The 23,729-nt window shown below is 64.7% G+C and carries 20 protein-coding genes; 15 read left to right on the top strand and 5 right to left on the bottom strand.

The annotated features are described in order from the left end of the window. The first annotated feature begins 316 nt into the window (after positions 1-316). The 3 genes from ACT6QG_RS14240 (at position 317) to ACT6QG_RS14230 (ending at position 3,467) form a co-directional block, all read left to right on the top strand. A complete protein-coding gene (locus tag ACT6QG_RS14240) occupies positions 317-1,522 on the top strand; it encodes a D-alanyl-D-alanine carboxypeptidase family protein (RefSeq protein ID WP_444978220.1) in 1,206 nt (401 codons plus the stop codon). Between the two features lie 149 nt (positions 1,523-1,671). Continuing rightward, positions 1,672-2,811, top strand: a complete 1,140-nt coding sequence (locus ACT6QG_RS14235) for a CobW family GTP-binding protein (RefSeq protein ID WP_444978219.1) — start codon at positions 1,672-1,674, stop codon at positions 2,809-2,811. 101 nt (positions 2,812-2,912) lie between these two features. After that, the gene (locus ACT6QG_RS14230; RefSeq protein ID WP_444978218.1) at positions 2,913-3,467 is read left to right on the top strand and encodes a DUF924 family protein; all 555 of its coding nucleotides are present in this window, start codon (positions 2,913-2,915) and stop codon (positions 3,465-3,467) included. Here the strand turns inward: ACT6QG_RS14230 and ACT6QG_RS14225 are convergent. Then, positions 3,457-4,686: a TIGR03862 family flavoprotein gene (locus tag ACT6QG_RS14225; protein ID WP_444978217.1), complete on the bottom strand. Its 1,230-nt coding sequence runs from the start codon at positions 4,684-4,686 to the stop codon at positions 3,457-3,459. The two genes, ACT6QG_RS14230 and ACT6QG_RS14225, sit on opposite strands and share 11 nt — an antisense overlap. 439 nt (positions 4,687-5,125) lie before the next feature. Between ACT6QG_RS14225 and ACT6QG_RS14220 the strand changes: the two genes are divergently transcribed. The 4 genes from ACT6QG_RS14220 (at position 5,126) to ACT6QG_RS14205 (ending at position 11,032) form a co-directional block, all read left to right on the top strand. After that, entirely contained in the window at positions 5,126-8,674 is a 3,549-nt protein-coding gene (locus ACT6QG_RS14220; protein ID WP_444978216.1) for a DNA translocase FtsK, read from the top strand. A 101-nt stretch (positions 8,675-8,775) separates the two neighbouring features. Then, positions 8,776-9,579 carry a hypothetical protein gene (locus tag ACT6QG_RS14215; RefSeq protein WP_444978215.1) on the top strand — a complete coding sequence of 268 codons (804 nt, stop codon included), beginning with the start codon at positions 8,776-8,778 and terminating at the stop codon, positions 9,577-9,579. Beyond that, positions 9,576-10,226 carry a type B chloramphenicol O-acetyltransferase gene (catB, locus tag ACT6QG_RS14210; RefSeq protein WP_444978214.1) on the top strand — a complete coding sequence of 217 codons (651 nt, stop codon included), beginning with the start codon at positions 9,576-9,578 and terminating at the stop codon, positions 10,224-10,226. Before ACT6QG_RS14215 ends, catB begins: the two co-directional genes overlap by 4 nt. Next, positions 10,223-11,032 (top strand): aminoglycoside adenylyltransferase domain-containing protein, encoded by an 810-nt coding sequence (locus ACT6QG_RS14205; protein ID WP_444978213.1) that lies wholly within the window; start codon positions 10,223-10,225, stop codon positions 11,030-11,032. Before catB ends, ACT6QG_RS14205 begins: the two co-directional genes overlap by 4 nt. A gap of 86 nt (positions 11,033-11,118) precedes the next feature. On the opposite strand, the gene prfB is transcribed toward ACT6QG_RS14205, so the two are convergent. Continuing rightward, positions 11,119-12,249: a peptide chain release factor 2 gene (prfB, locus tag ACT6QG_RS14200; RefSeq protein WP_444978212.1), complete on the bottom strand. Its 1,131-nt coding sequence runs from the start codon at positions 12,247-12,249 to the stop codon at positions 11,119-11,121. Positions 12,250-12,462: 213 nt separating this feature from the next. On the opposite strand from prfB, the gene ACT6QG_RS14195 reads away from it, so the two are divergent. Continuing rightward, positions 12,463-12,849, top strand: coding sequence for a DUF423 domain-containing protein (locus ACT6QG_RS14195; protein ID WP_444978211.1), 387 nt, complete (start codon positions 12,463-12,465; stop codon positions 12,847-12,849). Between the two features lie 61 nt (positions 12,850-12,910). On the opposite strand, the gene ACT6QG_RS14190 is transcribed toward ACT6QG_RS14195, so the two are convergent. Next, on the bottom strand, positions 12,911-13,627 hold the full coding sequence (locus ACT6QG_RS14190; RefSeq protein ID WP_444978210.1) for a hypothetical protein: 717 nt from the start codon (positions 13,625-13,627) through the stop codon (positions 12,911-12,913). 342 nt (positions 13,628-13,969) lie between these two features. On the opposite strand from ACT6QG_RS14190, the gene ACT6QG_RS14185 reads away from it, so the two are divergent. From ACT6QG_RS14185 to phoB, 7 genes are all read left to right on the top strand, one after another. Further along, a complete protein-coding gene (locus ACT6QG_RS14185) occupies positions 13,970-15,691 on the top strand; it encodes an ATP-binding protein (RefSeq protein WP_444978209.1) in 1,722 nt (573 codons plus the stop codon). Positions 15,692-15,842: 151 nt separating this feature from the next. Beyond that, the gene (gene pstS / locus ACT6QG_RS14180; protein ID WP_444978208.1) at positions 15,843-16,883 is read left to right on the top strand and encodes a phosphate ABC transporter substrate-binding protein PstS; all 1,041 of its coding nucleotides are present in this window, start codon (positions 15,843-15,845) and stop codon (positions 16,881-16,883) included. A gap of 395 nt (positions 16,884-17,278) precedes the next feature. Further along, positions 17,279-18,256, top strand: a complete 978-nt coding sequence (pstC, locus tag ACT6QG_RS14175; RefSeq protein WP_444978207.1) for a phosphate ABC transporter permease subunit PstC — start codon at positions 17,279-17,281, stop codon at positions 18,254-18,256. Positions 18,257-18,274: 18 nt separating this feature from the next. Next, entirely contained in the window at positions 18,275-19,108 is an 834-nt protein-coding gene (gene pstA, locus ACT6QG_RS14170; RefSeq protein ID WP_444978206.1) for a phosphate ABC transporter permease PstA, read from the top strand. A 133-nt stretch (positions 19,109-19,241) separates the two neighbouring features. Then, positions 19,242-20,066 (top strand): phosphate ABC transporter ATP-binding protein PstB, encoded by an 825-nt coding sequence (gene pstB / locus ACT6QG_RS14165; protein WP_444978205.1) that lies wholly within the window; start codon positions 19,242-19,244, stop codon positions 20,064-20,066. 19 nt (positions 20,067-20,085) lie between these two features. Further along, positions 20,086-20,814 (top strand): phosphate signaling complex protein PhoU, encoded by a 729-nt coding sequence (phoU, locus tag ACT6QG_RS14160; RefSeq protein WP_444978304.1) that lies wholly within the window; start codon positions 20,086-20,088, stop codon positions 20,812-20,814. A gap of 193 nt (positions 20,815-21,007) precedes the next feature. Further along, positions 21,008-21,706, top strand: coding sequence for a phosphate regulon transcriptional regulator PhoB (gene phoB / locus ACT6QG_RS14155; RefSeq protein ID WP_444978204.1), 699 nt, complete (start codon positions 21,008-21,010; stop codon positions 21,704-21,706). A 42-nt stretch (positions 21,707-21,748) separates the two neighbouring features. On the opposite strand, the gene ACT6QG_RS14150 is transcribed toward phoB, so the two are convergent. Both ACT6QG_RS14150 and ACT6QG_RS14145 read right to left on the bottom strand, forming a co-directional pair. Continuing rightward, positions 21,749-22,618, bottom strand: a complete 870-nt coding sequence (locus ACT6QG_RS14150) for an EamA family transporter (protein ID WP_444978203.1) — start codon at positions 22,616-22,618, stop codon at positions 21,749-21,751. Positions 22,619-22,834: 216 nt separating this feature from the next. Next, complete coding sequence (locus ACT6QG_RS14145) at positions 22,835-23,392, bottom strand: GcrA family cell cycle regulator (RefSeq protein WP_444978202.1); 558 nt, start codon at positions 23,390-23,392, stop codon at positions 22,835-22,837. Between the last annotated feature and the right edge of the window lie 337 nt (positions 23,393-23,729).

Raw genomic sequence — 23,729 nt, 5'->3', positions numbered from 1 at the left:
TTGTGAGCGGGTTGCAAGATTTCGGCGAAAATGTGGCGGGAAATCGCCGGTTGTTTCTTGCCGGAGCCGGCGTCATTCGTGGCTTATCGTCTTTCCCCGGTCGCAGAAAAGGGCTAAAGAGAAGCCACACACTCAGGGGCTCTCCTTTCAGGACGGGAGCGATAGCTGGTGCGCGTGGCCTATCTTGTACACATGTTGCCCTCGGGACATGCCGGAACGGCAGGTGCAGGCGGCATGGCGCGCTTCCGGTCACTGACGCACCGGATCCTGCACTGGAAGACTGGCCCGAACCATGCGTAACAGGAAGATGTCAGCCTTGAAACCGCGGTTTGCTTCCCTTCTGGCTCTGGTGGCCCTCATGGGCCTTGCGCCTGCCGCCGCGCAGGCCAGCCCCTTTCTGCTGGTGGAGGCGGATACCGGACGGGTGGTGGAGCAGAAGGATGCGGGCAAGCCCTGGTACCCGGCTTCCGTCACCAAGCTCATGACCGTCTATGTCGCGCTCCATGCCGTGAAATCCGGCCGGATGACCATGGATACGCCGCTGACGGTCTCCAGCCGCGCCGCCGCGCAGAAGCCGTCCAAGATGGGCTTTGCGCCCGGCACCAAGATCACGCTGGGCGATGCCCTGCGCATGCTCATGGTGAAGTCCGCCAATGATGTCGCGGTCACCGTGGCGGAAGGTGTGGGGGGCTCGGAGCCGACATTCGTCGCCGAGATGAACGCCATTGCCCGTCATCTGGGCATGAGCGGCACCCATTTCGAGAATCCCCACGGCCTGCCCAACTCCCAGCAGGTGACCACCGCGCGGGACATGGCCATTCTCGCCCGCGCGCTGATCTATCATTTCCCCGATCAGGAAGCGCTGTTCCGCATTCCGGCCATCCGCATGGGGAACAAGGTCTATCGCAACAACAACCGTCTGATCGACCGCTATCCCGGAGCCGATGGGATGAAGACCGGCTTCATCTGCGATTCCGGCTTCAATCTGGTGGCAACCGCTGAGCGTGACGGGCGGCGGCTGATCGCGGTGGTGTTTGGCGGGCGCTCCGCCGTGGCGCGCAATGAAGATGCCGCCCTGCTGCTGGAAAAGGGTTTCCGCTCCCAGCCGACGCTGGGCATTTTCGGGGGCATGGCGCAGACCCTCTCCTCCCTGCCGAATGCCGGGGGAACACCCGCGAGCATGCGCGCCCAGGTCTGCAGCGCCGAGCGTGGCGTCGTGGCTGCCGAGAATGAGGATGAGCGCCCCAATGCCCGTCTGCTGGGCGGTGTTCTGTCCTTCGGGGATTCCGGCCTGCCGGCCTCGGGGGCGGAGCTGCTGCAGAATCTGCCGCCTTCCATGCCGCCGGTCGAGGTTTCCGCGGATACGAGCGGCGTGCAGGTGCGCTCTGCCACCAAATCGGATGGCAAGAAGACCCAGACACGCGCCTCTTCCGGGCAGGGGGCTGCAAAGCCCAAGCCGCAGAACCGTGCGGCCTCGCCCGCCGGCTCCGCTCCGGTTCCGCCCACGCGCCCGGCCGGCTGAGCCGCCTTGCCCTCATAAATCCCCGGGAAATGCGCCGTGCCTCCGCCCGGCGCATTTTTCTTGTGAGGAGAGGCGGGAAAGATGCCGCCGGCGCCGGGCCATGGCACTTTCTGATTCCGCAAGCGGCGCAAACATTCTAGCCTGCCGCCATGTCTGGATCAGATCGCAAGGCGGGGCCGCCCGCCCCCATTTCCGTCACCGTGCTCACAGGCTTTCTCGGCGCGGGAAAGACGACGCTTCTCAATGCCCTTCTGGCAGACCCGGCTTTGGCTGATACCGCCGTTCTGATCAATGAGTTCGGTGAAATCGGGCTGGATCATCTGTTCGTGCGCGCGGTGGAGGAGGGGGTAGTGCTGCTTTCTTCCGGCTGCCTGTGCTGCACGGTGCGCGGAGATCTGGTGGCGGCGCTGGAAGATCTCCTGCGCGGGCGGGACAATCACCGCCTGCCGCCCTTTTCCCGCGTGGTCATCGAAACCACCGGTCTGGCTGATCCGGCCCCGGTTCTGCACACCCTCATGACCCACCCCTATCTGATGCTGCGTTACCGGCTGGACGGGGTGGTGTGCGTGGTGGATGCGGTGAATGGCATGGCGACGCTGGATGCCCATGAGGAAGCCGTGAAGCAGGCGGCGATGGCGGATCGCATCGTGCTGACCAAGACCGATCTGCTCACCACGCCGGAGCTTCAGGCGCAGGGTGCGGAGTTGCGCGCCCGCCTTGCCCGGCTTGCGCCGGGGGCCATGCTGCTGGATGCGGCAGCAGGTGAGGCCGGGCCAGGGGCGCTGCTGAATGCCGGTCTCTATGATCCTGCGACCAAGACGCCGGATGTCGCCCGCTGGCTGGCGGCGGAGGAGGTGGCAGCCGCGCAGGATCTGGCCGCGACAGGACAGGCCCATGGCCATGACTACAACCGGCATGATGCCCATATCCGTGCCTTCACTCTCGCCACGGATGCGGCGATTCCCGCATCGGCGCTGGATCTGTTTCTGGAGCTGGTGCGCGCCAGCCATGGGTCGCAGGTGCTGCGGCTGAAGGGCATCGTGAAGGTGAGGGAAACCCCGGAGCAGCCGGTGGTGATCCATGGCGTGCAGCATGTGATGCATCCGCCGGAGCGCCTTGCCGAATGGCCCGATGATGACCACCGCACCCGGCTGGTGATGATCGTGCGGGATCTCGATCCGCGCCAGATCACCCGGCTGTTCAATGCCTTTCTTGGCATTCCCGAAATTGATGCGCCAGACCGCGCGGCACTGACGGAAAACCCGCTGGCGCCGCCGGGCCTGCTTTAGGCCAGCCCTGCGGCTCCGGCCGTCCCGGGCTCTTGTGGTGGAACCGGATGCGGGGCCTGGCTCTTGTTGTTTCGTGGTGACCGGAAGAGTGAGGACGGAAAATGCAGCATGATGCAGCCGGCATTCTGGATTTCTGGCGCAAGGCCGGCCCTGACAAATGGTTCGGCGGTGGCCCGGCTTTCGATGATGAGGTGAGACAGCATCTTTTGCCGGCTTATGAGCAGGCCGTCGACCGGCTTCTGGACCATTGGCAGAAGGATGCCGAGAGCGCGCTGGCCCGGCTGATCCTGCTGGATCAGGTGCCGCGCAACATCTTTCGCGGCTCCCCGCGTGCTTTCGCGACCGATGCTCTGGCGCGGGCAGGGGCGGAGGAGGCCATTGCGAAAGGGTTCGATCGCGCCCCGGAGGTGGAGCGGGCGCCCACATTGCGCGGCTTCTTCTATCTGCCGCTCATGCATGCGGAAGATGTGGAGGCGCAGGCGCGCTGTGTCGCGCTCTATCGTGAATGGGGCGAGGAAAACGGCCTTTCCTACGCCCTGGTCCATCAGGATATCATCGTGCGCTTCGGCCGCTTTCCCCATCGCAACCTGATTCTGGGCCGGACGATGACGCCCGATGAGCAGGCCTATCTGGATGCGGGTGGCTTCAGCGGCTGATTGCGCTGTCCATCTGTCCCAGATGCGCAAGAACACCCTCGGCCGCGGCGCGCCCGGTGGCGAAACAGGCCTGAAGCAGATAGCCGCCGGTTGGGGCATCCCAGTCCAGCATTTCGCCGCATGCGAAGGTGCCGGGGAGGGGGCGCAGGGCGTAATCCTCGCCCACATCATCCCAGACGATGCCGCCCGCGCTGGAAATGGCGCGGCTGATGCCGGCAAGGCCGGTAATGGCGACAGGCACGGTCTTGATGAGATGGGCAAGGGTGGCGGCATTCTCCGGGCGCTCCTGTCCCATGGCCTCACGCAGCAGGCCGGTGGCGACAGGTGAGAGCCCGGCGGCCTTGCGCATGAGATTGGAGAAGGACAGCTTGGGGGAGGCGGCCTCGATGCGGGCGGTGAGGGCCGTGACATCCATGTCCGGGCGCAGATCGACAAGCAATGTGCTCATGCCGCTCTGCACCTCGTGCCGCAGGCGGCGGGAGAGGGCATAGATCGCCCCGCCCTCAAGGCCGTTCTGCGTGACCATCGCCTCGCCGCGTACCCTTGCGCCACCGCATGTGAGGGCAATGCGCTTGAGGGGTGTGCCGGCAAAGCGGTTTCGGAACAGCTCTGACCAGTTCACATGTACGCCCATATTGGACGGGCTGAGTTCGCGCACCTGCACGCCCTTTTCGCGCAGAATACGCACCCATCCGCCATTAGAGCCCAGCCGCGGCCAGGATGCGCCCCCGAGCGCCAGAATCGCGGCCTGCGGCCGGGCGGTGCTGCGCCCCTCCGGGGTCTCGAAGACAAGGCTGCCCGTGTCATCCCATCCCAGCCAGCACTGGCGCGGCATGAGCATGGCACCCTGCCGGGCCAGCCGCGCCAGCCATGCGCGCAGCAGGGGCGAGGCCTTGAAGCTTTTCGGGAAAACCCGCCCACTGCTGCCGATAAAGGTTTCCTCTCCCAGCTCCAGCGCCCATTCGCGCAGGGCCTGCGGGGGAAAGCGCTCCAGCGCTGGCCTCAGCCGGTCCGCGGCTTCGGCATAACGGGCCAGAAACAGCTCGAACGGCTCGGAATGGGTGAGATTGAGTCCGCCACGCCCGGCCATGAGGAATTTGCGGGCCGGTGAGGGCATGCGGTCATGGATATGCACGCACAGGCCGGCCTGTGTCAGGCGTTCTGCCGCGGCAAGGCCGGCGGGGCCTGCGCCGATAATGGCGATATGAGGGGGGGCCATGGATCAGACCGGGATTTCACCAGCCTGTGGCCGGTGCGGATGACGGGGGGTGAATGCGGAAGGCGAGTGTAGAGCGCCTGCCTGTCACATGGAACCATGCGGGGATCACGGACATGGTAAATGAGGTGTAAAACCTCATTGAGGGGCCGCGCGGCGGAGAACGGTGCTGTTCCCCTCTCCCCATCCGTTGCCGATGTGCGCCCCTAACATGTTGGCAGAACGTGCTTAATCCGTGTCCATGCCGGGTTCCGGCCGAAGTTTCCCATGAGTAAGGTCTTCCCCGGCTCTCGACCTCCTGCCGGGTGCGGGAAGGCAGGGGTGTGGACCCTGCATCATCTCTATGCACAGCCTGGCCTTCATTTGGCCGAAGATGAAAACCTCCTTTTAATTCCGCCCTCCTATCCCTTGGAACATCAGCGTTCCTTTGGGTTATGGATCTATGTCAGCTTCGAACCAGCCTCCGAGACAGGTCAACTTCCCCTCGCTCCTGGTTTCGGAGGATGTTGGCGCGGTTGGGCGCTCACATGCCTCCGCCGAAGCCGAGTCCTCCGTTCATACCTGGATCGACTCGGACTTCGTGCCGAGCTGGCTTCGTCCCTTCAGCCTGGGCGGAACCGCGCGCTTCACCCGCACGCCCGACCATCTGCTGCGCAAGAATGACGAGCCTGAACTCCAGATGGACAGCCCCGGCTACTGCATCGGCGGGGCGGGCTGGCATTTTCTGGATGTGCCGGGCGAAGTCGAGGAGGATCTGGCCTCCTATCCCAGCCTGAAGGCAGACCTTGAGGCGCTGGAAACCGCTTTTTCCGACATGAAGGGCGCGGCCCATCTGAAGGAAGAGGACATGCTGCCCAACGGCTACCGGGCCGGTGAGACGGCGCGGGACGAGGCGGAAAGCTTCAGGGCGGAATCTGGCCTGATCGCCAGCTTTGTTTCCGAGGAGCTGGGCCCGGCCCATGCGGGGCAGGCGGAAGCACTGTCTGCCATGGAGGACGCCTCTTGCGAGGACGCTTCCTACGAGGACGCTTCCTACGAGGACGCGGCCCACGGGGAGATGGCTCATGAGGAAACCGCCCATGGGGCGGCGCCCTGGGCCGCCGTGGAAATGGACGGGCTGATCGACCTGCTGGAAACCGCCGGGCAGGATGCTGCGCCTGAGTCTGAGCCGGAAGCCGCATCGGTACAGCTTGTCGATTCAATTGGACGGCAGATGGCGGAAAGCTGGTCTGTGCGTGTGGTGGATACGGCCGGTCCGCCCGCCTATCTGCTCGCGCTCCAGCAGGCCATTCTGCTGGGCCATGCCGATTTTGTGCGCGATTATGTGCATGAGCCGGTCTCCCGGTCGCAGCAGCCGGTCTCCCGGTCGCAGCCTGCCCTCGATGAGATCGAGGACAGCGGCGATGCCGTGATGCTGAGCGACTGGGATGAGCCGCTTGAACTCCAGACCGCCATCTCCGATGCCGGGCACGGCATGGAGGATGGCGATGCGCTCATGCTGAGCGATTTCGATGAGGAACCGCAGGCTGAAGCCATGATGCGGGCCAGCGATGCGCGTCCGGCTGTGGCCGTGGACGAGCGGATGATCGCGGCCGCCATCGCGGAAGCGGTGGCTGAGGCCATCACCATGCCCGCCCTTCAGGCCCCGGCGGCTCTCGACGAGAGCCCGGTTGCGGGCGAGAGCGCGGCTCTGGCACAGGAAGATGAGGCCCAGGACGATGCCGCACAGGCTTGGCAGGTGCAGGAATGGGAAGATGCCTTCCTGACCTATCTGGCCGATGAGGAACTGGAAGAAACGGCTTCCGCGCCGGTGGTGGAACAGCCTGCCCTGAAGGTGGAAGCTGCCGCTGCCGCGCTTGTGGAGCGTGTGGCGGATGAAGAGGCCGAGATCATCGCGGTGGCTGACGACGCCGGTGATGTGATCGCCGCCCGGATCGCCGAGGCGGAGATGCCGTGCGCGGCGGATGAGGTGCAGGACGACGCTGACGAGGAAGCCCTTCAGGCGCAGGCCGGGGACGACCGCGTTGAGGAAGACTGCGAGGACATTGAGGATATCGAGCTGGCGGCCGGTGAGGATCTGGATGCCGATGACGATGTCCATGTCGCGGAGGAGGACGCTGCGGAGGAGGTTGCCGTGGAGGCAGCCGCAGAAATTCTCCATGCCGTGCCGGCTCCGGTCGCGATGGATCAGGAGGCCGCCAGCCTTCGGCCTGCCGCTGCCGCTTTCACCGCGCCGGTTGTCAGCTCCTTCTTCTGGCAGCCCTATCAGCAGACGATCGGGTCCGATCTGATGCGGTTCGGGGCCGGCGTCGCCGCAGCCGTGTCTGCCGCGCCTGTCGCTGTCGCGTCTGCGTCGCCCGCGCCGCAGGCTGGCGCTTCCGTGCCGGCTCTGTCCCCGGAGGTTCCCCCTTCTGCCGCCCTGCCTGCCATGCAGGCGGATGATGAGGAGGAGCAGGGCGGCTTCACGGGCTATGAGCTGCCCTCACTGGACCTGCTGAGCGAGCCGCCCCAGCTTGAGCCGGACTATGAGCTTTCCGAAGAGGCGCTGGACCAGAACTCCACCGCGCTCCAGCAGATCCTGCGTGATTTCGGTGTGCGTGGCGAGATCATCGATGCCAATCCCGGCCCGGTGGTGACCCTCTATGAGTTCGAGCCCGCACCGGGGGTGAAGTCCTCCCGCGTCATTGGTCTGGCAGACGATATCGCCCGTTCCATGAGCGCCATTTCCGCCCGTGTGGCGGTGGTGCCCGGTCGCAATGTGATCGGTATCGAACTGCCCAACCGCCGCCGTGACACGGTGTGGCTGCGTGAACTGCTCTCCAGCCAGGAATTCGGCGAGGCCCGCACCAAGCTGGGCATCGGCCTTGGCAAGACCATCGGTGGCGAGCCGGTGATCGCGGATCTGGCCCGCATGCCGCATCTGCTGGTGGCCGGCACCACGGGTTCCGGCAAGTCGGTCGCCATCAACACCATGATCCTGAGCCTGCTCTACCAGCACACGCCGGAACAGTGCCGTCTCATCATGATCGACCCGAAGATGCTGGAGCTGTCCATCTATGAGGGCATTCCGCACCTGCTGACCCCCGTGGTGACGGACCCCAAGAAGGCCATCATCGCCCTGAAATGGGCGGTGAAGGAGATGGAGGACCGCTACCGCAAGATGGCCCGCCTCGCCGTGCGCAACATCGATGGCTACAACGCCCGCATGGCCGAAGCGCGCGTCAAGGGCGAGGTGATCACCCGGCAGGTCCAGGTGGGCTTCGACAAGGAAAGCGGCGAGGCGCTGTATGAAGAGCAGGAGATGGACCTCTCCCCGCTGCCCTACATCGTCATCATCGTGGATGAAATGGCCGACCTGATGATGGTGGCGGGCAAGGAAATCGAGGGCGCGATCCAGCGTCTGGCCCAGATGGCCCGCGCCGCCGGGATCCATCTGGTGATGGCCACCCAGCGCCCGTCGGTGGATGTCATCACCGGCACCATCAAGGCCAATTTCCCCACCCGCATCTCCTTCCAGGTGACCAGCAAGATCGACAGCCGCACCATTCTCGGTGAAATGGGCGCGGAAACGCTGCTGGGACAGGGTGACATGCTGTTCATGGCCGGTGGCGGCCGTATCCAGCGCGTCCACGGCCCCTTCGTCTCGGATGCCGAGGTGGAGCATGTGGTGAACTTCCTGAAAACCCAGGGCGGGCCGGAATATCTGGACGACGTGGTGACCGACGAGGAAGCCGACGGCCCGGCCGACGGGGATGACAGCGCGGTGTTCGACAAGAGCGCGCTGGGTGAAGGTTCCGGTGACCTTTACGATCAGGCGGTGGCCATTGTGATGCGGGACCGCAAGGCTTCCACCTCCTATATCCAGCGCCGCCTTCAGGTGGGCTACAACAAGGCCGCCAGCCTGATGGAGCGCATGGAGAATGAGGGGATTGTCGGCCCCGCCAACCATGCCGGAAAGCGCGAGATCCTCGCCTTTTCACGCGGGGATTGAGAAGCCGTCCATTCCACAGCAAGGCCCCGGTCGCAGGACCGGGGCTTTTTGTTTTGAAAACGCCATGGCGGGCGGGATGATGCCGCCCGAATGGAGGCCGCGTGATGGGCATTGATGGTGAGGGGCGGATCAAAACGGTGGGAGAGCCCCCATGGCAGGAGGCCTTTTGCCCGGTGCTGGAAGATGTCCGTCGCCGCCTGTCCCCCGGTTCCATGCGGTTCATCCACAGCGTTCATGTCTATGGAAGCGTTGCTGCCGCAAAGGCCGTGCCCGGGCGCTCCGATCTTGACCTGTGCCTGATCCTCCACCACCTGCCCGGAGAGGATGAGACGGCTCTTCTCGAACATGTCAGGCAACAGATCGAGGCGGCCCATCCGGTGGTGGGCAAGGTGGATCTCGATATCGGGTGTGTGGATGATCTCTCCGCGCCGGAGACAGGCATGGCGTGGCGCTATTGGCTGCGTCATCACTGCCGGCGCCTGATGGGGGAGGATCTGGCGGCGGATATTCCACTGTTCCGCCCCTCCCGCGCCCTTGCCCATGCGGTGAACGGGGATTTCCGGCAGGTGCTGGGGGCCTATCTGGAGCAGCTGGAGAAAGCGGGCAGCCGGGAGGAGAGCGGTCGTCTCATCCGCGCCGCCGCGCGCAAGCTGGTACGCTCCACCAATATATTGCGCCATGATGCGGACAGGGACTGGCCCGATAGCCTGGAAGACCATGCCCTGCGGTTCAGCACAGCCTTCCCCGAGCGCCGGGCGGACATGCTCTATTTTCTGGAGCAGTCCCGGATGGCCAATGGCGATCCGGCCGCGTTTGCAGGGCGGATGCGCGGTTTCATCGGCTGGATGGCGGATCTGGCGGAAAAGACAGATTCTTCCGGGCCGAAACAGAAGATTTTACCATGACACAGTTCTTTGAAAGCCCCTTCCGGGGCATCACGCTCGACAGGCAGGTCACCAATCCCAATATCCATGTGGGGCGGTACAGCTATTATTCCGGTTATTATCATGGCCACAGCTTCGATGACTGCGCGCGCTTCCTGCTGCCGGATGCCGGGGTGGACCGGCTGATCATCGGCAGTTTCTGTTCCATTGGCTCGGGCGCGGCCTTCATCATGGCCGGAAACCAGGGCCACCGGAATGACTGGATCAGCACCTTCCCCTTCTTCTGGATGTCCGAGGTGCCGGCCTTCGCCGGGGCACAGAACGGGTATGAACCTGCCGGGGATACGGTCATCGGCAATGATGTGTGGATCGGTTCGGAAGCCATCATCATGCCGGGCGTGCGGATTGGCGATGGGGCGGTGATCGGCACCCGCGCTTTGGTGACGCGCGATGTGGAGCCTTTTGCGATTGTGGGCGGAAATCCCGCGCGCACCATCCGCAAGCGCTTTGACGAGGCGCAGGTCGAGATGCTGATGGAGATGAAATGGTGGGACTGGACGGATGAGCAGCTCCAGCCCGCCATGGCGCTTCTCACCAGCGGGGATGTGGCGGGGCTGCACCGCTACTGGCGCACTCACGCCGGGGCGCATCGGGACCGGCCCGAATGACGGCCGGGCGGGATGACGGGCGCCAGATTTCCGGGGTGGTGCGCCTGCTGCAATCGGTCTTTCACCCTGCACTTGCCGGTGTCTGTCTTCATGGCTCCGCGGTCGCGCACGGGCTGCGCGCGCAGAGTGACATCGACATGCTCGCCATCATCGAGGGCACGATGACGGATGCGCAGCGAGATCACCTGCTGTCCGGTCTGCTGGAGATGTCCGGCCGGCATCCGGCACCGCCTGATGGGCCGCGCTCTCTGGAGGTGATGGTGTTTGCGCGCGCCGACCTGTCCGCCGGACTGTTCCCTGTCCGGGTGCAGTTCACCTATGGCGAATGGTTGCGGGGCTGCTTTGAGGCCGGTTCCTGCCCTGCGCCTGTGGCCGACCCGGACAACACGCTTGTTCTGGCGCAGGCGCGGCTGGCATCCCGGCCGCTGCTTGGTCCGCCCCTTTCCGAGTTTCTGCCTGCAATTGCGGCGGAGCATGTGCGCATAGCGATTGGCGAGGCGCTGCCGGCTCTTGTCGGCGGCCTGTGCGGGGATGAGCGCAATGTTCTGCTCACCCTCGCCCGCATGTGGCGGACGGCGGCGCAGGGGGATTTTGTCAGCAAGGATACCGCAGCCGCATGGGCCGCGCCCCAGCTGCCGGAACCGGCATCACAGGCTCTTGCCCATGCCCGCGCGGCATATCTGGGCGAGGTGGAGGAGGGTGATTGGCGCAGCCGGCAGGCGCAGGCCCGGGAGGCCGCAAGCCATATGCGGCAGCGCATTCTCGCGCAGCTCCAGCATCCGGCGGAAGATCTGCCCCGCACATGATAAAGGCCGCCTCAGGAAAAGGCGGCCTTTCAGTCTTCCGGGGTGGGATGCGGGGCATCCTCTCCCGTCACGGCTTCAGGTGGGGGTCAGTCCACGTCTTCCACATTCACCGGCCCGCCGCCATAGGCGCGCTGGGCAAGGGCTGCCTGCATGAAGGGATCGAGATCGCCATCCAGCACTTCCTGCGGGGTGCCGGACTGCACGCCCGTGCGCAGATCCTTCACCAGCTGGTAGGGCTGGAGCACATAGGAGCGGATCTGGTGGCCCCAGCCGATATCGGTCTTTGAGGCCTGCTCGGCGGCGGCGGCCTCCTCGCGCTTTTTCAGCTCGGCTTCATAGAGCTTGGCGCGCAGCATGTTCCACGCCGTGGCACGGTTCTTGTGCTGGGAGCGGTCACCCTGGCTCACCACGGCGATGCCGGTGGGGATATGGGTGAGGCGCACGGCGGATTCGGTCTTGTTCACGTGCTGGCCGCCCGCACCGCCGGAGCGCATGGTATCCACCCGCACGTCGGATTCATTGATGTCCACCACGATGCGGTCATCGATGACAGGGTAGATGACCACCGAGGCGAAGGAGGTCTGGCGGCGGGCATTGGCATCGAAGGGCGAGATGCGCACCAGACGGTGCACGCCGGCCTCGGTCTTCAGCCAGCCATAGGCATTGTGGCCCTTCACCAGAACGGTGGCGGACTTGATGCCGGCCTGCTCGCCCTCGGATTCGTCCACCAGCTCCACCTTGAAGCCGCGCCGTTCCGCCCAGCGCTTGTACATGCGCAGCAGCATCTCGGCCCAGTCCTGGCTGTCGGTGCCGCCGGCGCCCGCATGGACTTCCAGATAGGTGTCGCTGGAATCCGCCTCGCCCGAAAGCAGGGATTCGAGTTCGCGCCGGGCCAGTTCCACCTTCAGCGCATCGAGCGCGCCGGTGGCTTCGGAGACGATGCTCTCGTCCTTTTCCGCCTCGCCCAGCTCGATCAGCTCGATATTATCGGCCAGATCCTGGGTGATGCGGTCAATCGCGTTCACGCCGTCTTCCAGCGTGGTGCGCTCCTGCATCACCTTCTGCGCCCGCTCGGGCTCGTCCCACAAGGTGGGGTCCTCTGCCATGGCGTTCAGCTCGTCGAGCCGCCGCCGTGCGCGATCCACATTGATGTGTTCGCGCAGCAATTGCAGGGATTGTGTGATCTCGTCGACCTTCGCGGCGAGTTCCGCACGCATGGCTTGTCATCTCCGGATAAGGCCGCGGAAGATAGCCAGCACCGGGCCATGTGTAAACGGCCCAACTGACCCAAAGGCAATTTCGTGATGCCGCCTGTGGGTTCGCCTGCCTTGCGCAGGCTGAAAGCGGGCTGGTAAGAAACTGCGGGCCGTCTGCCGTTCCCGGTTCAGGCGCGCCGCAAACATGAGGCGCAGGCGCGCCGGGGTGGGGTCATGGACTGGTGGAGACGGATTCTGTTTTTTCTCGGCGGGCTTTATGGTGCGCTCGGGGTGGCGGCAGGCGCGGCGGCGGCCCATCTGGTCGGGGATGACATGCTCACCACCGCCTCGCATTTCCTGCTGTTCCATGCCGCCGCACTGGTGGCCATAGGTGCGGCCAGCGCCGCGGTGGATGGCGGGCGCGCGCCCCTGCTCACCGGCGCATCCGCCATTGCGCTCGGCACATTCCTGTTCACCGGCGATCTGGCCCTGCGGGCCCTGTCCGAAGGGGAATATCACTGGGGCACCGCGCCCGTTGGCGGCAGCGTGCTGATTGTCGGCTGGATCTTTGTGGCGATTGGCGGCCTGATGGCGCGCGGCAAGCCGCAGACCCATGGCTGATGAACGTTGAGTGAAAATCGCGGCCCTGCCTCCGGGCGGGGCCGCATGGCTTTCGCGCGGCTTACTGGGCTCCCGCGGCACCTTGCCCCTGCTGCAACAGGCCACCCAGCCCGCCAAGGCCACCCAGCGCTCCAATGCCGCTCTGGATGCCCTTGATGGTCTTGGCATTGAGCTGGATGATCTGAACCTCCGGCGGGAAGGAGAATTTCGCCGGGTCCTGCGGCGCCCGGGTCACGCGCTCCGCCTCGAACAGGACGCGGGGCGCTCCGCCCATTTCCGTGTGGCTGCGCAGGGCAATGCCGTCACTGGTGATGCAGGTGACGGTTTCTCCGGTCTTGGTGTCGTCCAGATGCCACAGGTCACAGCTCTCCCCGGCCACCTCGGCCTCTCCCACCTTCCTGCCGGTGCCCCTCTTGATGGTGGCGGCATATTGGGGCGGCAGCTCCACCTCCATCGCCATGTTGGGCATGGCCGGCACGAGGGTCAGCATTTTTGCGGTTTCCAGATCGATGATGCCGGTCATCACCGCATCCTCGCCGGGCTTCTTCATCTCCACCCGCATCTTGCCCTTGTGATGCGACATCTCCAGCCGGGCTCCGCGCATGGACTTTGCTGTCATGGAGTAGTCCACGCTCGGCTTGGGCAGGGGGGCGCTGGCTGCCTCCCCGGCGCTTGCCGGTTCCAGAATGCCTGCTGCACACACAACCAGCACCGCACCCATCGCCGGATGGAACAGTCTGCCGGATATGGGAGGCAGGTGGCCGCACATCGACTTCATTCAATCCGTTCCTGTTACTTTACGCTCATGATATCAAACGGTTGACCCGCGTATATAGAGTTTAGCAGCTTTACGCCCGCAAATGAGGCGGTGCCGATCACATTGCGTGACGGAGCTGGCACAAACCGGTTCCGGCGCCTGTTCGCCCTGATCCGGACCTGTGGGCCATGGAGTGTCGTAAAGCTTTTGCGCATTCGGGCGACCATCAGAATTCAGCCTGTATTTTTGATTCGCTGATATTCTGGAGACCGGCCTTTGGCCCCATGGGCCGAAGGTGGCAGGGCTTTGCATTGGCCGGGGCTTCAGGCGCATGGTATCAGCTAAGGTTCGGGGGAGGCGCCCATGTCGCGTGGACGCAAGAGCGGGGACAAGTCGGTGCAGGGGGACGATCAGCCGCAGCGTGCCGGGCGTGGGGCGCGGCCGGCGCGGGCCGCCTCGGCGCGCAAGGCCCGCCCGGATGGGGATGTCATCCGGGAGGATGCGCCCGAGCGGGACGCGCCGCCGCCTGAACAACCCGCTCCTGTTCCCCCCAAGACGGCCCCCCCGAAATCTGGCGGCCCGAAACCTGACCTCTCCGTGATGCCGGAAACGGCCGCGCCGGAGCCTGTGTCCGGGTCTTTGCCCCAGCCGCTTTCGCAGTCTCCGCCTCTTCCCCTGGCTGAATCCCATGCCGTGCCGGTTCCCGCAGATGATGCCGCCGCCCGGCCGGCTTTTCTGGAAGGGGCCGGGGAGCAGCCTTCACCGGTGATGCCCTCCCCGTCGCCCATGCCTGAAGATGAGCCGGTTGTGACCGTGACCGCGCTGAACCGTTTCCGCCGCGCCCTGTGGGTGTGGTGGGCGCTGGTGGCGATTCTGCTGCTGGCCTGCGCCTGGGGCGGGCTGTTGCATGTCGGTCTGGCGCTGGCCCTTGTCGTGATAACCGCCGCGCCCGGTCTTGTGCCCGCGCCCCGCCCGGCGCGCAAGGCCAGCCCCGCCCCATCCCCCCGCAGCCGGAGGGACAGGCGGATCGAGGCGCTGGTGGCCGCCTTGCCGGAGCCGGCCCTGCTGCTGACAGCAGGGGGCGAGATCGTCACCGCCAATGCACGCGTGGCCCTTTCCATAGGGCAGGCGCGGGCGGGAGACCCCCTGTCTTTCGTGGTGCGGGTGCCGGAAGTGCTGGAGGCGGTGCGGGCCGCCGCCACCGATGGGCTGACAAGACGTGTGGAGTTTGCCGAGCGCGTGCCGCTGGACCGGTGGCTGGAGGCCCATGTGGTGCCCCTGCATCTGGATGGGCGCGCGAGGAAAGGGGCGTCCGCGGCGGCCTCGCCCCCTGATGGTGTGTTGCTGACCTTCCGGGATCTGACACATCAGAGGCGGGTGGAGCAGATGCGCGCGGATTTCGTCGCCAATGCGAGCCATGAACTGCGCACGCCGCTGGCCTCGCTCTCCGGCTTCATCGAAACCCTTCAGGGACCGGCCCGCAATGACGAGAAGGCCCGGGAGCGTTTTCTCGGCATCATGTCGGCCCAGGCCCGCCGCATGTCCCGCCTGATCGATGACCTGCTCTCGCTCTCCCGTATCGAGCTGCATGCCCATGTCCAGCCCGAGACCGAGGTGGACCTGTGTGACATCCTCAACCATGTCTGTGACGCCCTCTCGCCGCTGGCGCAGGAGCGGGGCATGCAGATCGAGCAGATCTGCGAGGCGCGGAGCCTGCCGGTGCGGGGGGATCGTGACGAGCTGATCCGCCTGCTGGAAAATCTGGTGGAAAATGCCCTGAAATATGGATCGGGCGGCGAGCGCGTCACCGTACGCATGTCGCGGGAGGAGGCGCCGAATGGTGCCTTTGCGCTGGTCAGCGTCCGCGACTATGGTCCCGGAATACCGCCCGAGCATCTGCCCCGCCTTACGGAGCGCTTCTACCGGGTGAATGTGGCAGCCAGCCGGGGGCAGGGGGGAACAGGGCTGGGACTGGCCATTGTGAAGCACATTGTGGCGCGCCATCGGGGGCGTCTGAACATCGAAAGTGTGCCAAATGAAGGCGCAACTTTTTCATTCCGACTCGACATTTTGCCGGACAAGTAAAATTCCTGTTCAGGATCAGCCTGTTATCAAGTCATTTAACTGTCACCCATGCGTCATAGAAGGTTGGCTCAGGCGGACTATGAGTCCGGCACTCAATTATTGCGTCACGGCGGGGTCGTCGGGCAGCAGTGATTAGGCAAGGAGAGAGAACGTGAAGCTCACTACCGCTTTCGGCACCATGGCCATTGCTGGAACCATGTTTGCCGGTGTTGCCCAGGCGACCGATTTCAATGGCGCTGGCGCGTCTTTTCCGGCTCCCGTCTACCAGAGCTGGGGCGCGGCCTATAAGGAAAAGTCCGGCAATGCCCTGAACTACCAGTCCATCGGCTCTGGTGGCGGCCAGAACCAGATCATCAACCGCACGGTTGATTTCGGCGCTTCCGATGCCCCGGTCGCCGACGACAAGCTGGAAGCCAACAAGCTGCTCCAGTTCCCCACCGTGATCGGCGCCGTTGTGGCGACCTTCAATCTCGATGGCATCAAGAGCGGCGAGCTCAAGCTCACCGGCCCGCTTCTGGCCGATATCTATATGGGCAAGGTCACCAAGTGGAATGACAAGGCGATCGCCGACCTCAATCCCGACCTGAAGCTGCCGAACCAGGCCATCGTTCCGGTGTATCGTTCCGATGCCTCCGGCACCTCCTACATCTTCACCAACTATCTCTCCGACGTGAGCGCCACGTGGAAGAGCGAAGTGGGTGCGGCCACCTCCGTGCAGTGGCCGGCCGGCTCGGGCGCCAAGGGCAATGAGGGTATTGCCTCCAACGTCAAGAACCTCAAGGGCGCCATCGGCTACGTGGAATATATCTACGCTTCCGCGAACAATCTGGTCGTGACCCAGCTCCAGAACAAGGCCGGCAACTTTGTCAGCCCCGACGTGCCGAACTTCATCGAGGCCGCCGACGCTGCCGACTGGGACAATGCGAAGAATTTCGCCGCGCCCATGATCAACACCGCCGGCGAGAAGGCCTGGCCGATCGTCAGCCCCACCTATGTGCTGCTGCCGACCAACCCGACCAATGTGGAAGCGTCCAAGGCGGTCATGGAGTTCTTCGCCTGGGCCTACACCAAGGAAGGCGCCGAGATCGCCGAGAAGCTGCACTACATTCCGCTGCCGGAATCTGTCGTGAAGCGTATCGAAGCCGCCTGGAAGGACCAGGTGAAGGGCCCGGACGGCAAGCCGGTCCTCTGAGAGCTTCCAGAAGCTGAGTGAACGGTTTCGCCTCCCCTGATGTCAGGGCATCGGGGGAGGCGATCCCGGAGCCATGGCCGGAAGGACCATGGCCTGCACATCACGGATGCCCGTGTGGCATCTGTCCATGCCGCACAAGAACGGCATCGCGCATCGAGTTGCATGGCTTCATCGGAAGTCGGGAGAGGAACGCGGTGGCTTCGGGACCGGATCGCGCCGGAGTGGCTGTCGGGATGGGTGTCCCTGTCTGGCGGAAGTCGGCGGGCATGTGCGCCGGGCGCAGTGCCTGCGGGGCCCTGCCGCAGTGAAACGGACTTTTCGGGGCCTGATGGCGGGTCCTGATATTTTCAATGAGAGCCACGCACGGGTCGTGGCGGGCGAAGGGTTGGCATCCGATGGACGCAACGGTGGACAGTTTGAAGGGAGGCGGAAGCCAACCCATTCATTTGGCCCGGCGGCGAGGGGCGATTTCTGACCCCATCTTCGTGGGTCTGCTCTGGGCGAGCGGCATATTCGTCCTGATCCTGCTGGGACTGATCATCACCGAGCTGTTCAAGGGCGGCCTGCCGGCCCTGCAGCATTTCGGCCTCGACTTCATCTGGACGGCCTCCTGGAATCCGGTGACGGAGAAATATGGCGCGCTGGTGATGATTTACGGCACGATTTTCAGTGCCGTCATCGCCGTGGTCGTTGCGCTGCCCCTGTCCTTCGGCATCGCCTTCTTCCTGACTGAAATCGCCCCCCCGGCCCTGAAGCGGCCCATCGGCGTGGCCATTCAGCTTCTGGCGGCCGTGCCCTCCATCATCTTCGGCATGTGGGGCTTCTTCATCATCGTTCCGCTGATGGCCGCCTATGTGCAGCCCCCGCTGATCGACTGGCTGGGCGGCATTCCGCTGATCGGCCTGCTGTTCCAGGGCCCGCCGCTGGGCTCGGGCATGCTCACCGCCGGCCTCATTCTGGCGGTGATGATCCTGCCCTATATCACCTCCATGTTCGTGGAAACCCTCGAGTCCGTGCCGGCCATGCTCAAGGAGTCGGCCTATGGCGTGGGGTGCACCACCTATGAGGTCTACAAGAATGTCTCGGTGCCCTACGGCCGCACGGCCATGGTGGGCGCGGTGATGCTGGGCCTTGGCCGCGCGCTTGGCGAGACCATGGCGGTGACCTTCGTCATCGGCAATGCCACGCGTCTTTCGGCCTCTCTCTTCGCGCCGGGCGCCACCATCGCCTCCACCATCGCGAACGAGTTTCCCGAAGCCCCCATCGGCTCGCTGAAGCTGACCTCGCTGCTGGAGCTGGGCTTCATCCTCTTCGTCATCTCCTTCATCGTTCTTGCATTGTCCCGGGCGCTCATCCGCTCGCGGATGGACTGATCGGGAAAGGCACGCATCATGGCTTCTCTTGCAGTCCGCCGGGCCAAGGACACGACGATCAAGGCCATCTCCATCGCGTTCGCGGTCTTCAGCATCTTCCTGCTGGGCTGGATCCTGTGGACTTTGCTGGCGCGGGGCCTTCCCGCACTGGGGCTGAATGTCTTCACCCAGATCACCATGCCTCCGGGCCAGAATGGCGGCCTTCTGAACGCCATTGTCGGCTCGATCATCCAGGTCGGCATCGCGGTGCTGATCGGTGGGCCGATCGGGATTTTCGCCGGCACCTTCCTTGCCGAAAACGGCAAGGGCACCAAGATTGCCAGCATCACCCGCTTCGTGAACGACATCCTGCTTTCCGCCCCGTCCATTCTGGTCGGCCTGTTCATCTACTCCCTTCTGGTGGTGCCCTTCGGCGGCTTTTCCGGCTGGGCGGGTGCGCTGGCACTGGCCATTCTGGTCATCCCGGTCGTGGTCCGCACCACCGAGGACATGCTGAACCTTGTGCCGGTGGGGCTGCGTGAGGCCGCCTTCGCGCTGGGCGCCCCGCAGTGGAAGGTGGTGATGTTCATCACCTGGCGTGCGGCCCGTGCCGGTATCGTCACCGGCGTGCTGCTGGCCATTGCCCGTGCGGCGGGCGAGACCGCGCCCCTGCTGTTCACCTCGCTGGGCAACAATGCCTGGTCGGTTGACCTGAACCGCCCGATGGCGAGCCTTCCTGTCGCCATCTACCAATATGCCGGCGCACCGTTCGATGACTGGGTTGCGCTTGCCTGGGCCGGCGCCCTGCTGATCACCGCCGGCGTGCTCTTCATCAATGTGGTATCGCGCCTCGTTCTGGCGCGGATGAACTGACCTTCAGGCCGGATGCCGAAGGGCAACATGCACACCACCTTCACCCGACGGATGGTTCGCCGGGTTCGCACCATCCTCGTGCCCCCAAGGCCCTCTGACATGGCCGGGCAAAAGAAAGTTCAGTGAGGCTCAGATGACTTCTGCGGTCGATCCCACCTTCAATATCTCCTCTTCCGTGGCCGCCAAGCCGGGCGCTGCCGCCGCGGCCACGAAGATCAAGGTGCAGAACCTGCAATTCTATTACGGGCAGAACCACGCCCTGAAGAATATCAATTTCGATATTCCCGAAAAGCGCGTGACGGCGATGATCGGCCCCTCGGGCTGCGGCAAGTCCACCCTCCTGCGCGTGTTCAACCGCATGTATGACCTCTATCCCGGCCAGCGCGCCGAGGGGCAGGTCATGTTTGACGGTGTGAACATCGTCGGCAAGGAGCTGGATTCCACCGTGGTGCGCTCGCGCATCGGCATGGTGTTCCAGAAGCCCACGCCCTTCCCCATGTCCATCTATGACAATATCGCCTTCGGCGTGCGCCTGCATGAGCGCCTCAACAAGGCGCAGATGGATGAGCGCGTGGAATGGTGCCTGCGCAAGGCCGCCATCTGGGAAGAAACCAAGGACCGGCTGAACACCTCGGCGCTGGGCATGTCGGGTGGCCAGCAGCAGCGCCTGTGCATCGCCCGCACCATTGCGGTGCGCCCCGAGGTGATCCTGCTGGACGAGCCGACCTCCGCGCTCGACCCGATCTCCACCTCCAAGATCGAGGACCTGATCGACGAGCTCAAGCGCGAGTTCACGATCGTGATCGTGACGCATAACATGCAGCAGGCCGCGCGCTGCGCCGACAACACCGCCTTCTTCTATCTGGGCGAGCTGATCGAGGTGGCGCCTTCGGACGTGATCTTCACCAACCCGAAGGAAATCAAGACGCGCGATTACATCACCGGCCGCTTCGGCTGAGGGAGAAGGACAAATGGAGATGCCCGATCATATCGTTACGTCCTTCGATATCGAACTGAAGGAAATCAGCCGCGCCGTTGTGGAAATGGGTGGCAAGGCCGAGCGTCTGGTGGCGGATTCCGTCACCTCGCTCATCAAGCGCGATGTGGCGCTGGCGCAGAAGGTGGTGATGCTGGATGCCGGCATCGACCAGGTGCAGCGTGACATCGAGGAGAAGGCCGTCCTCATCATCGCCAAGCGCCAGCCGGTGGCCGGGGACCTGCGCGAGATCGTCGCCGCGATCCGCATCGCCAATGATATCGAGCGGATCGGTGATCTGGCCAAGAATATCGCCCGGCGCGTCATCGCGATCGAGGGAGAGTATCAGCCCCAGAAGCTGGTGCGCGGCGTGGAGCATATCTCCGATCTGGTGCTGGAGCAGCTCAAGGAAGTGCTGGATGCCTATGCCGGCCGCAATGATGCCAAGGCGCTGGAAGTATGGGGCCGCGATGGCGCCATCGACACCATGTACACCTCGCTGTTCCGCGAGCTGCTGACCTATATGATGGAAGATCCGCGCAACATCTCGGTGTGCACTCATCTTCTGTTCAGCGCCAAGAATATCGAGCGCATGGGCGACCACGCCACCAATGTGGCGGAGATCGTCTATTACATGGTCACCGGCGAGGTTCTGCCGGAAAGCCGCCCCAAGGCGGATGCTTCCAGCGACACCACTGTGGTGTTTCCCGGAACGGGCGTGAAGGGCTGACCTCCCCTCGGGAGGTGGTCAAACCGGCTCATGGCCCGCCCTGCATCTCGATGGGATGCCGGCGGGCCTCCGGCCTGTGCGCGCGGGGCCTTCAGAGGCCTTGAACCGCGCATCTTTTCCCTGCCAGCCGGAATTGTCCCGCGCCCTCCCGGGGCGGCACATTCGGGCGCAGGCCGCAAGATGGATGTGAACAGTGGCGGCGCAAATTCTGATCGTCGAGGACGAGGAGCCCCTCACCTTGTTGCTCCGCTACAATCTTGAAGCGGAAGGTTATGGTGTGGAGAGCGTGGACCGGGGCGACGAGGCCGAGACGCGGCTGCGCGAAACGGTCCCGGACCTGGTGATCCTCGACTGGATGCTGCCCGGCCTTTCCGGCATTGAACTGTGCCGTCGCCTGCGCAGCCGGCCGGAAACACAGCGCCTGCCTGTCATCATGCTCACCGCCCGCGGGGAGGAGACCGAGCGTGTGCGCGGCCTTTCCACCGGGGCGGATGACTATGTGGTGAAGCCCTTCTCCGTACCCGAGCTGCTGGCCCGCGTGCGCGCCCTGTTGCGCCGGGCCAAGCCGGAGCATGTGGCCACGCTGTTGCGGGCCGGAGACATCCAGCTTGATCGTGAAACCCATCGTGTCCACCGGGCCGGGCGCGAGGTCCATCTCGGGCCGACCGAATTCCGCCTGCTGGAATTCCTGATGCAGAGCCCCGGCCGCGTCTTCTCCCGCGAGCAGTTGCTGGACGGGGTCTGGGGACAGGATGTCTATATCGACGAGCGCACGGTGGATGTGCATGTCGGCCGCCTGCGCAAGGCCATCAATCGCGGGCGCCAGTCCGATCCCATCCGCACGGTGCGCGGGGCGGGCTATTCCTTCAACGAGATGTTCGCACGGGGCTGAGGCGCTGCTCTGCTCCGCCGCCGGCCCGCGCGAACAGGAAGGTCAGGCCGTGATGTCCGGCACGGGCTCGGCCTGCACGCGCTGGTTCAGCCAGATGCTGCTGATGACGAGCAGGGCGCCGGCAATCTGCCCGGCGCTGAGGGCCTCCCCCAGCAGACCCCAACCCAGAAGCACGGCGGTGAGGGGGCTGAGAAAGCCGAGCGAGGACACCACGGCCGTCTCCAGCCGGGAAATGCCTCGAAACCACAGAATATAGGTCAGCGCGGCTCCGAACACGGACAGCCAGCCAATGCCCATCACATTGTGCAGGGTGATGGTGGCCGGCGGCGGCTCCAGCAGCAGCGCGAAGGGCACGAGCAGCAGCCCGCCGGCCGTGAGCTGCCAGGCGGCAAAGGTGGTGAGCGAGACAGGCGGCATCCAGCGCCGGCTGAGCACGAGGCCGGCCGCCATGGAACCCGCGCTGATCAGGCCGGCGGCCACACCGGAAGGGTTCAGCGCCGTGCTGGGCGTCGCAACCAGAAGGGCCACGCCGCAAATGCCCGCCAGCACAGCCAGTATGGACCACAGGCGGATCGGCGTGCTCAGCAGAAAATAGGAGAGGATGATGACGATGGGCGGCTGGAAATTGGCCAGTGTCGCCGCGACACCTCCCGGCAGCCGGTAGGCGGCATAGAACATCAGGCCCCAGAACATCGAGAAATTCAGCGCCCCGAGAATGAAGCTGCGCACCCACCACACTCCCCATGGCAGCTTGCGCGTGAAGGCCAGCAAAAGCAGGCCGGCCGGCAAGGCGCGCAGGGTGGCGGTCGTGAGGGGATAGTCCCTGGGGAGGAATTCCGTCGTCACATAGAAGGTGGATCCCCAGATGACAGGCGCAAGCGCCGTCAGGAGAATATCAGAACTGCGGGACATGGGGGCATCTCTACCGGGCGTGTCGGTGCTGTGAAGGAGGGGCAGGCAGACAGGTTGAGCCGCACAGGCCACCCATGATGCCTGTTTTTTATGCACGGGCAACGTCCGAAAGGTTGTTTGCGGCGGATGGTGGGGCGCAAACAGAAAACGGGGCGCCAGGCGCCCCGTTTGGGAAATTGGGATGACGCTGTCTCGCGTCGGAAAAGGCCGCAGCCCTCAAAGATAGGCGAGGCGGCGATCGCGGCGGCGATCCTGCACCGGCTGATAGGCGATGCGGGCATGGTGCGCGCAATAGGGCACGCCGGGCGTGGAGCGGGCGCCGCAGAAGTGGAAGCTTTCGCTGCCCGGCTCGCCGATCGGCCAGCGACAGGTATATTCGGTGAGGCTCATGATGGTGCAGCCCTGACCCATGGGCACCACATTGTCCTCGACAATGCGGGCGACGGGAGCTTCCTCCACCATATCCTCCAGCACGGGCGCAAGGGCCACATTGCCCTGCGTCACCGGACGCTGGGGAGCAACAGGCTGTTCCTGCTGCTCCATCTGTTCCTGCTCGAGCTCCTGCTCCACCGCCTGTTCAGGCCGGGTCTTGCCACGGGGCCGCGCGGGAGGGGCGGAAACCGACTTCGCACGCCCGGAAAGACCCAGGCGGTGCACCTTGCCGATCACCGCATTGCGGGTGACTTCGCCCAGTTCACCTGCGATCTGGCTTGCAGAGAGGCCTTCGCTCCACAGCTTCTTCAGGAGTTCGACGCGCTCGTCGGTCCAGCTCATCGCTCATCTCCAATTGCCGCATCATCAGTCCCGGCCGGATCGCACACGGCTCGGGTCATCACTATGGCCGTTTCATCCGCCGGTTTGCAGGCGGAACGAGAACCCGGCCACCGGGCCCGGCATCTCGGGCTGTAGTGCAGCTTCACAATCTCTTGTTACCGCGAGGTGGTGATACACGACATCTCGTAGGTAGCAGCGGCGAAGCTACAATATGCCCGGCTGCGGGAACAGGCCCGGTTAACGAATCATTAGCGTTTTCCCCAGTTGCTTGCGAGCATTTCCTTCACACGCCCGTCCTGCGGGTTCTGCCGCCGGCGCGCGCGGGGGGTGAATTGCC

This window comes from Haloleucobacter ellipsoideus, assembly GCF_052491725.1.
This window is presented reverse-complemented; position numbering and strand designations above follow the sequence as displayed.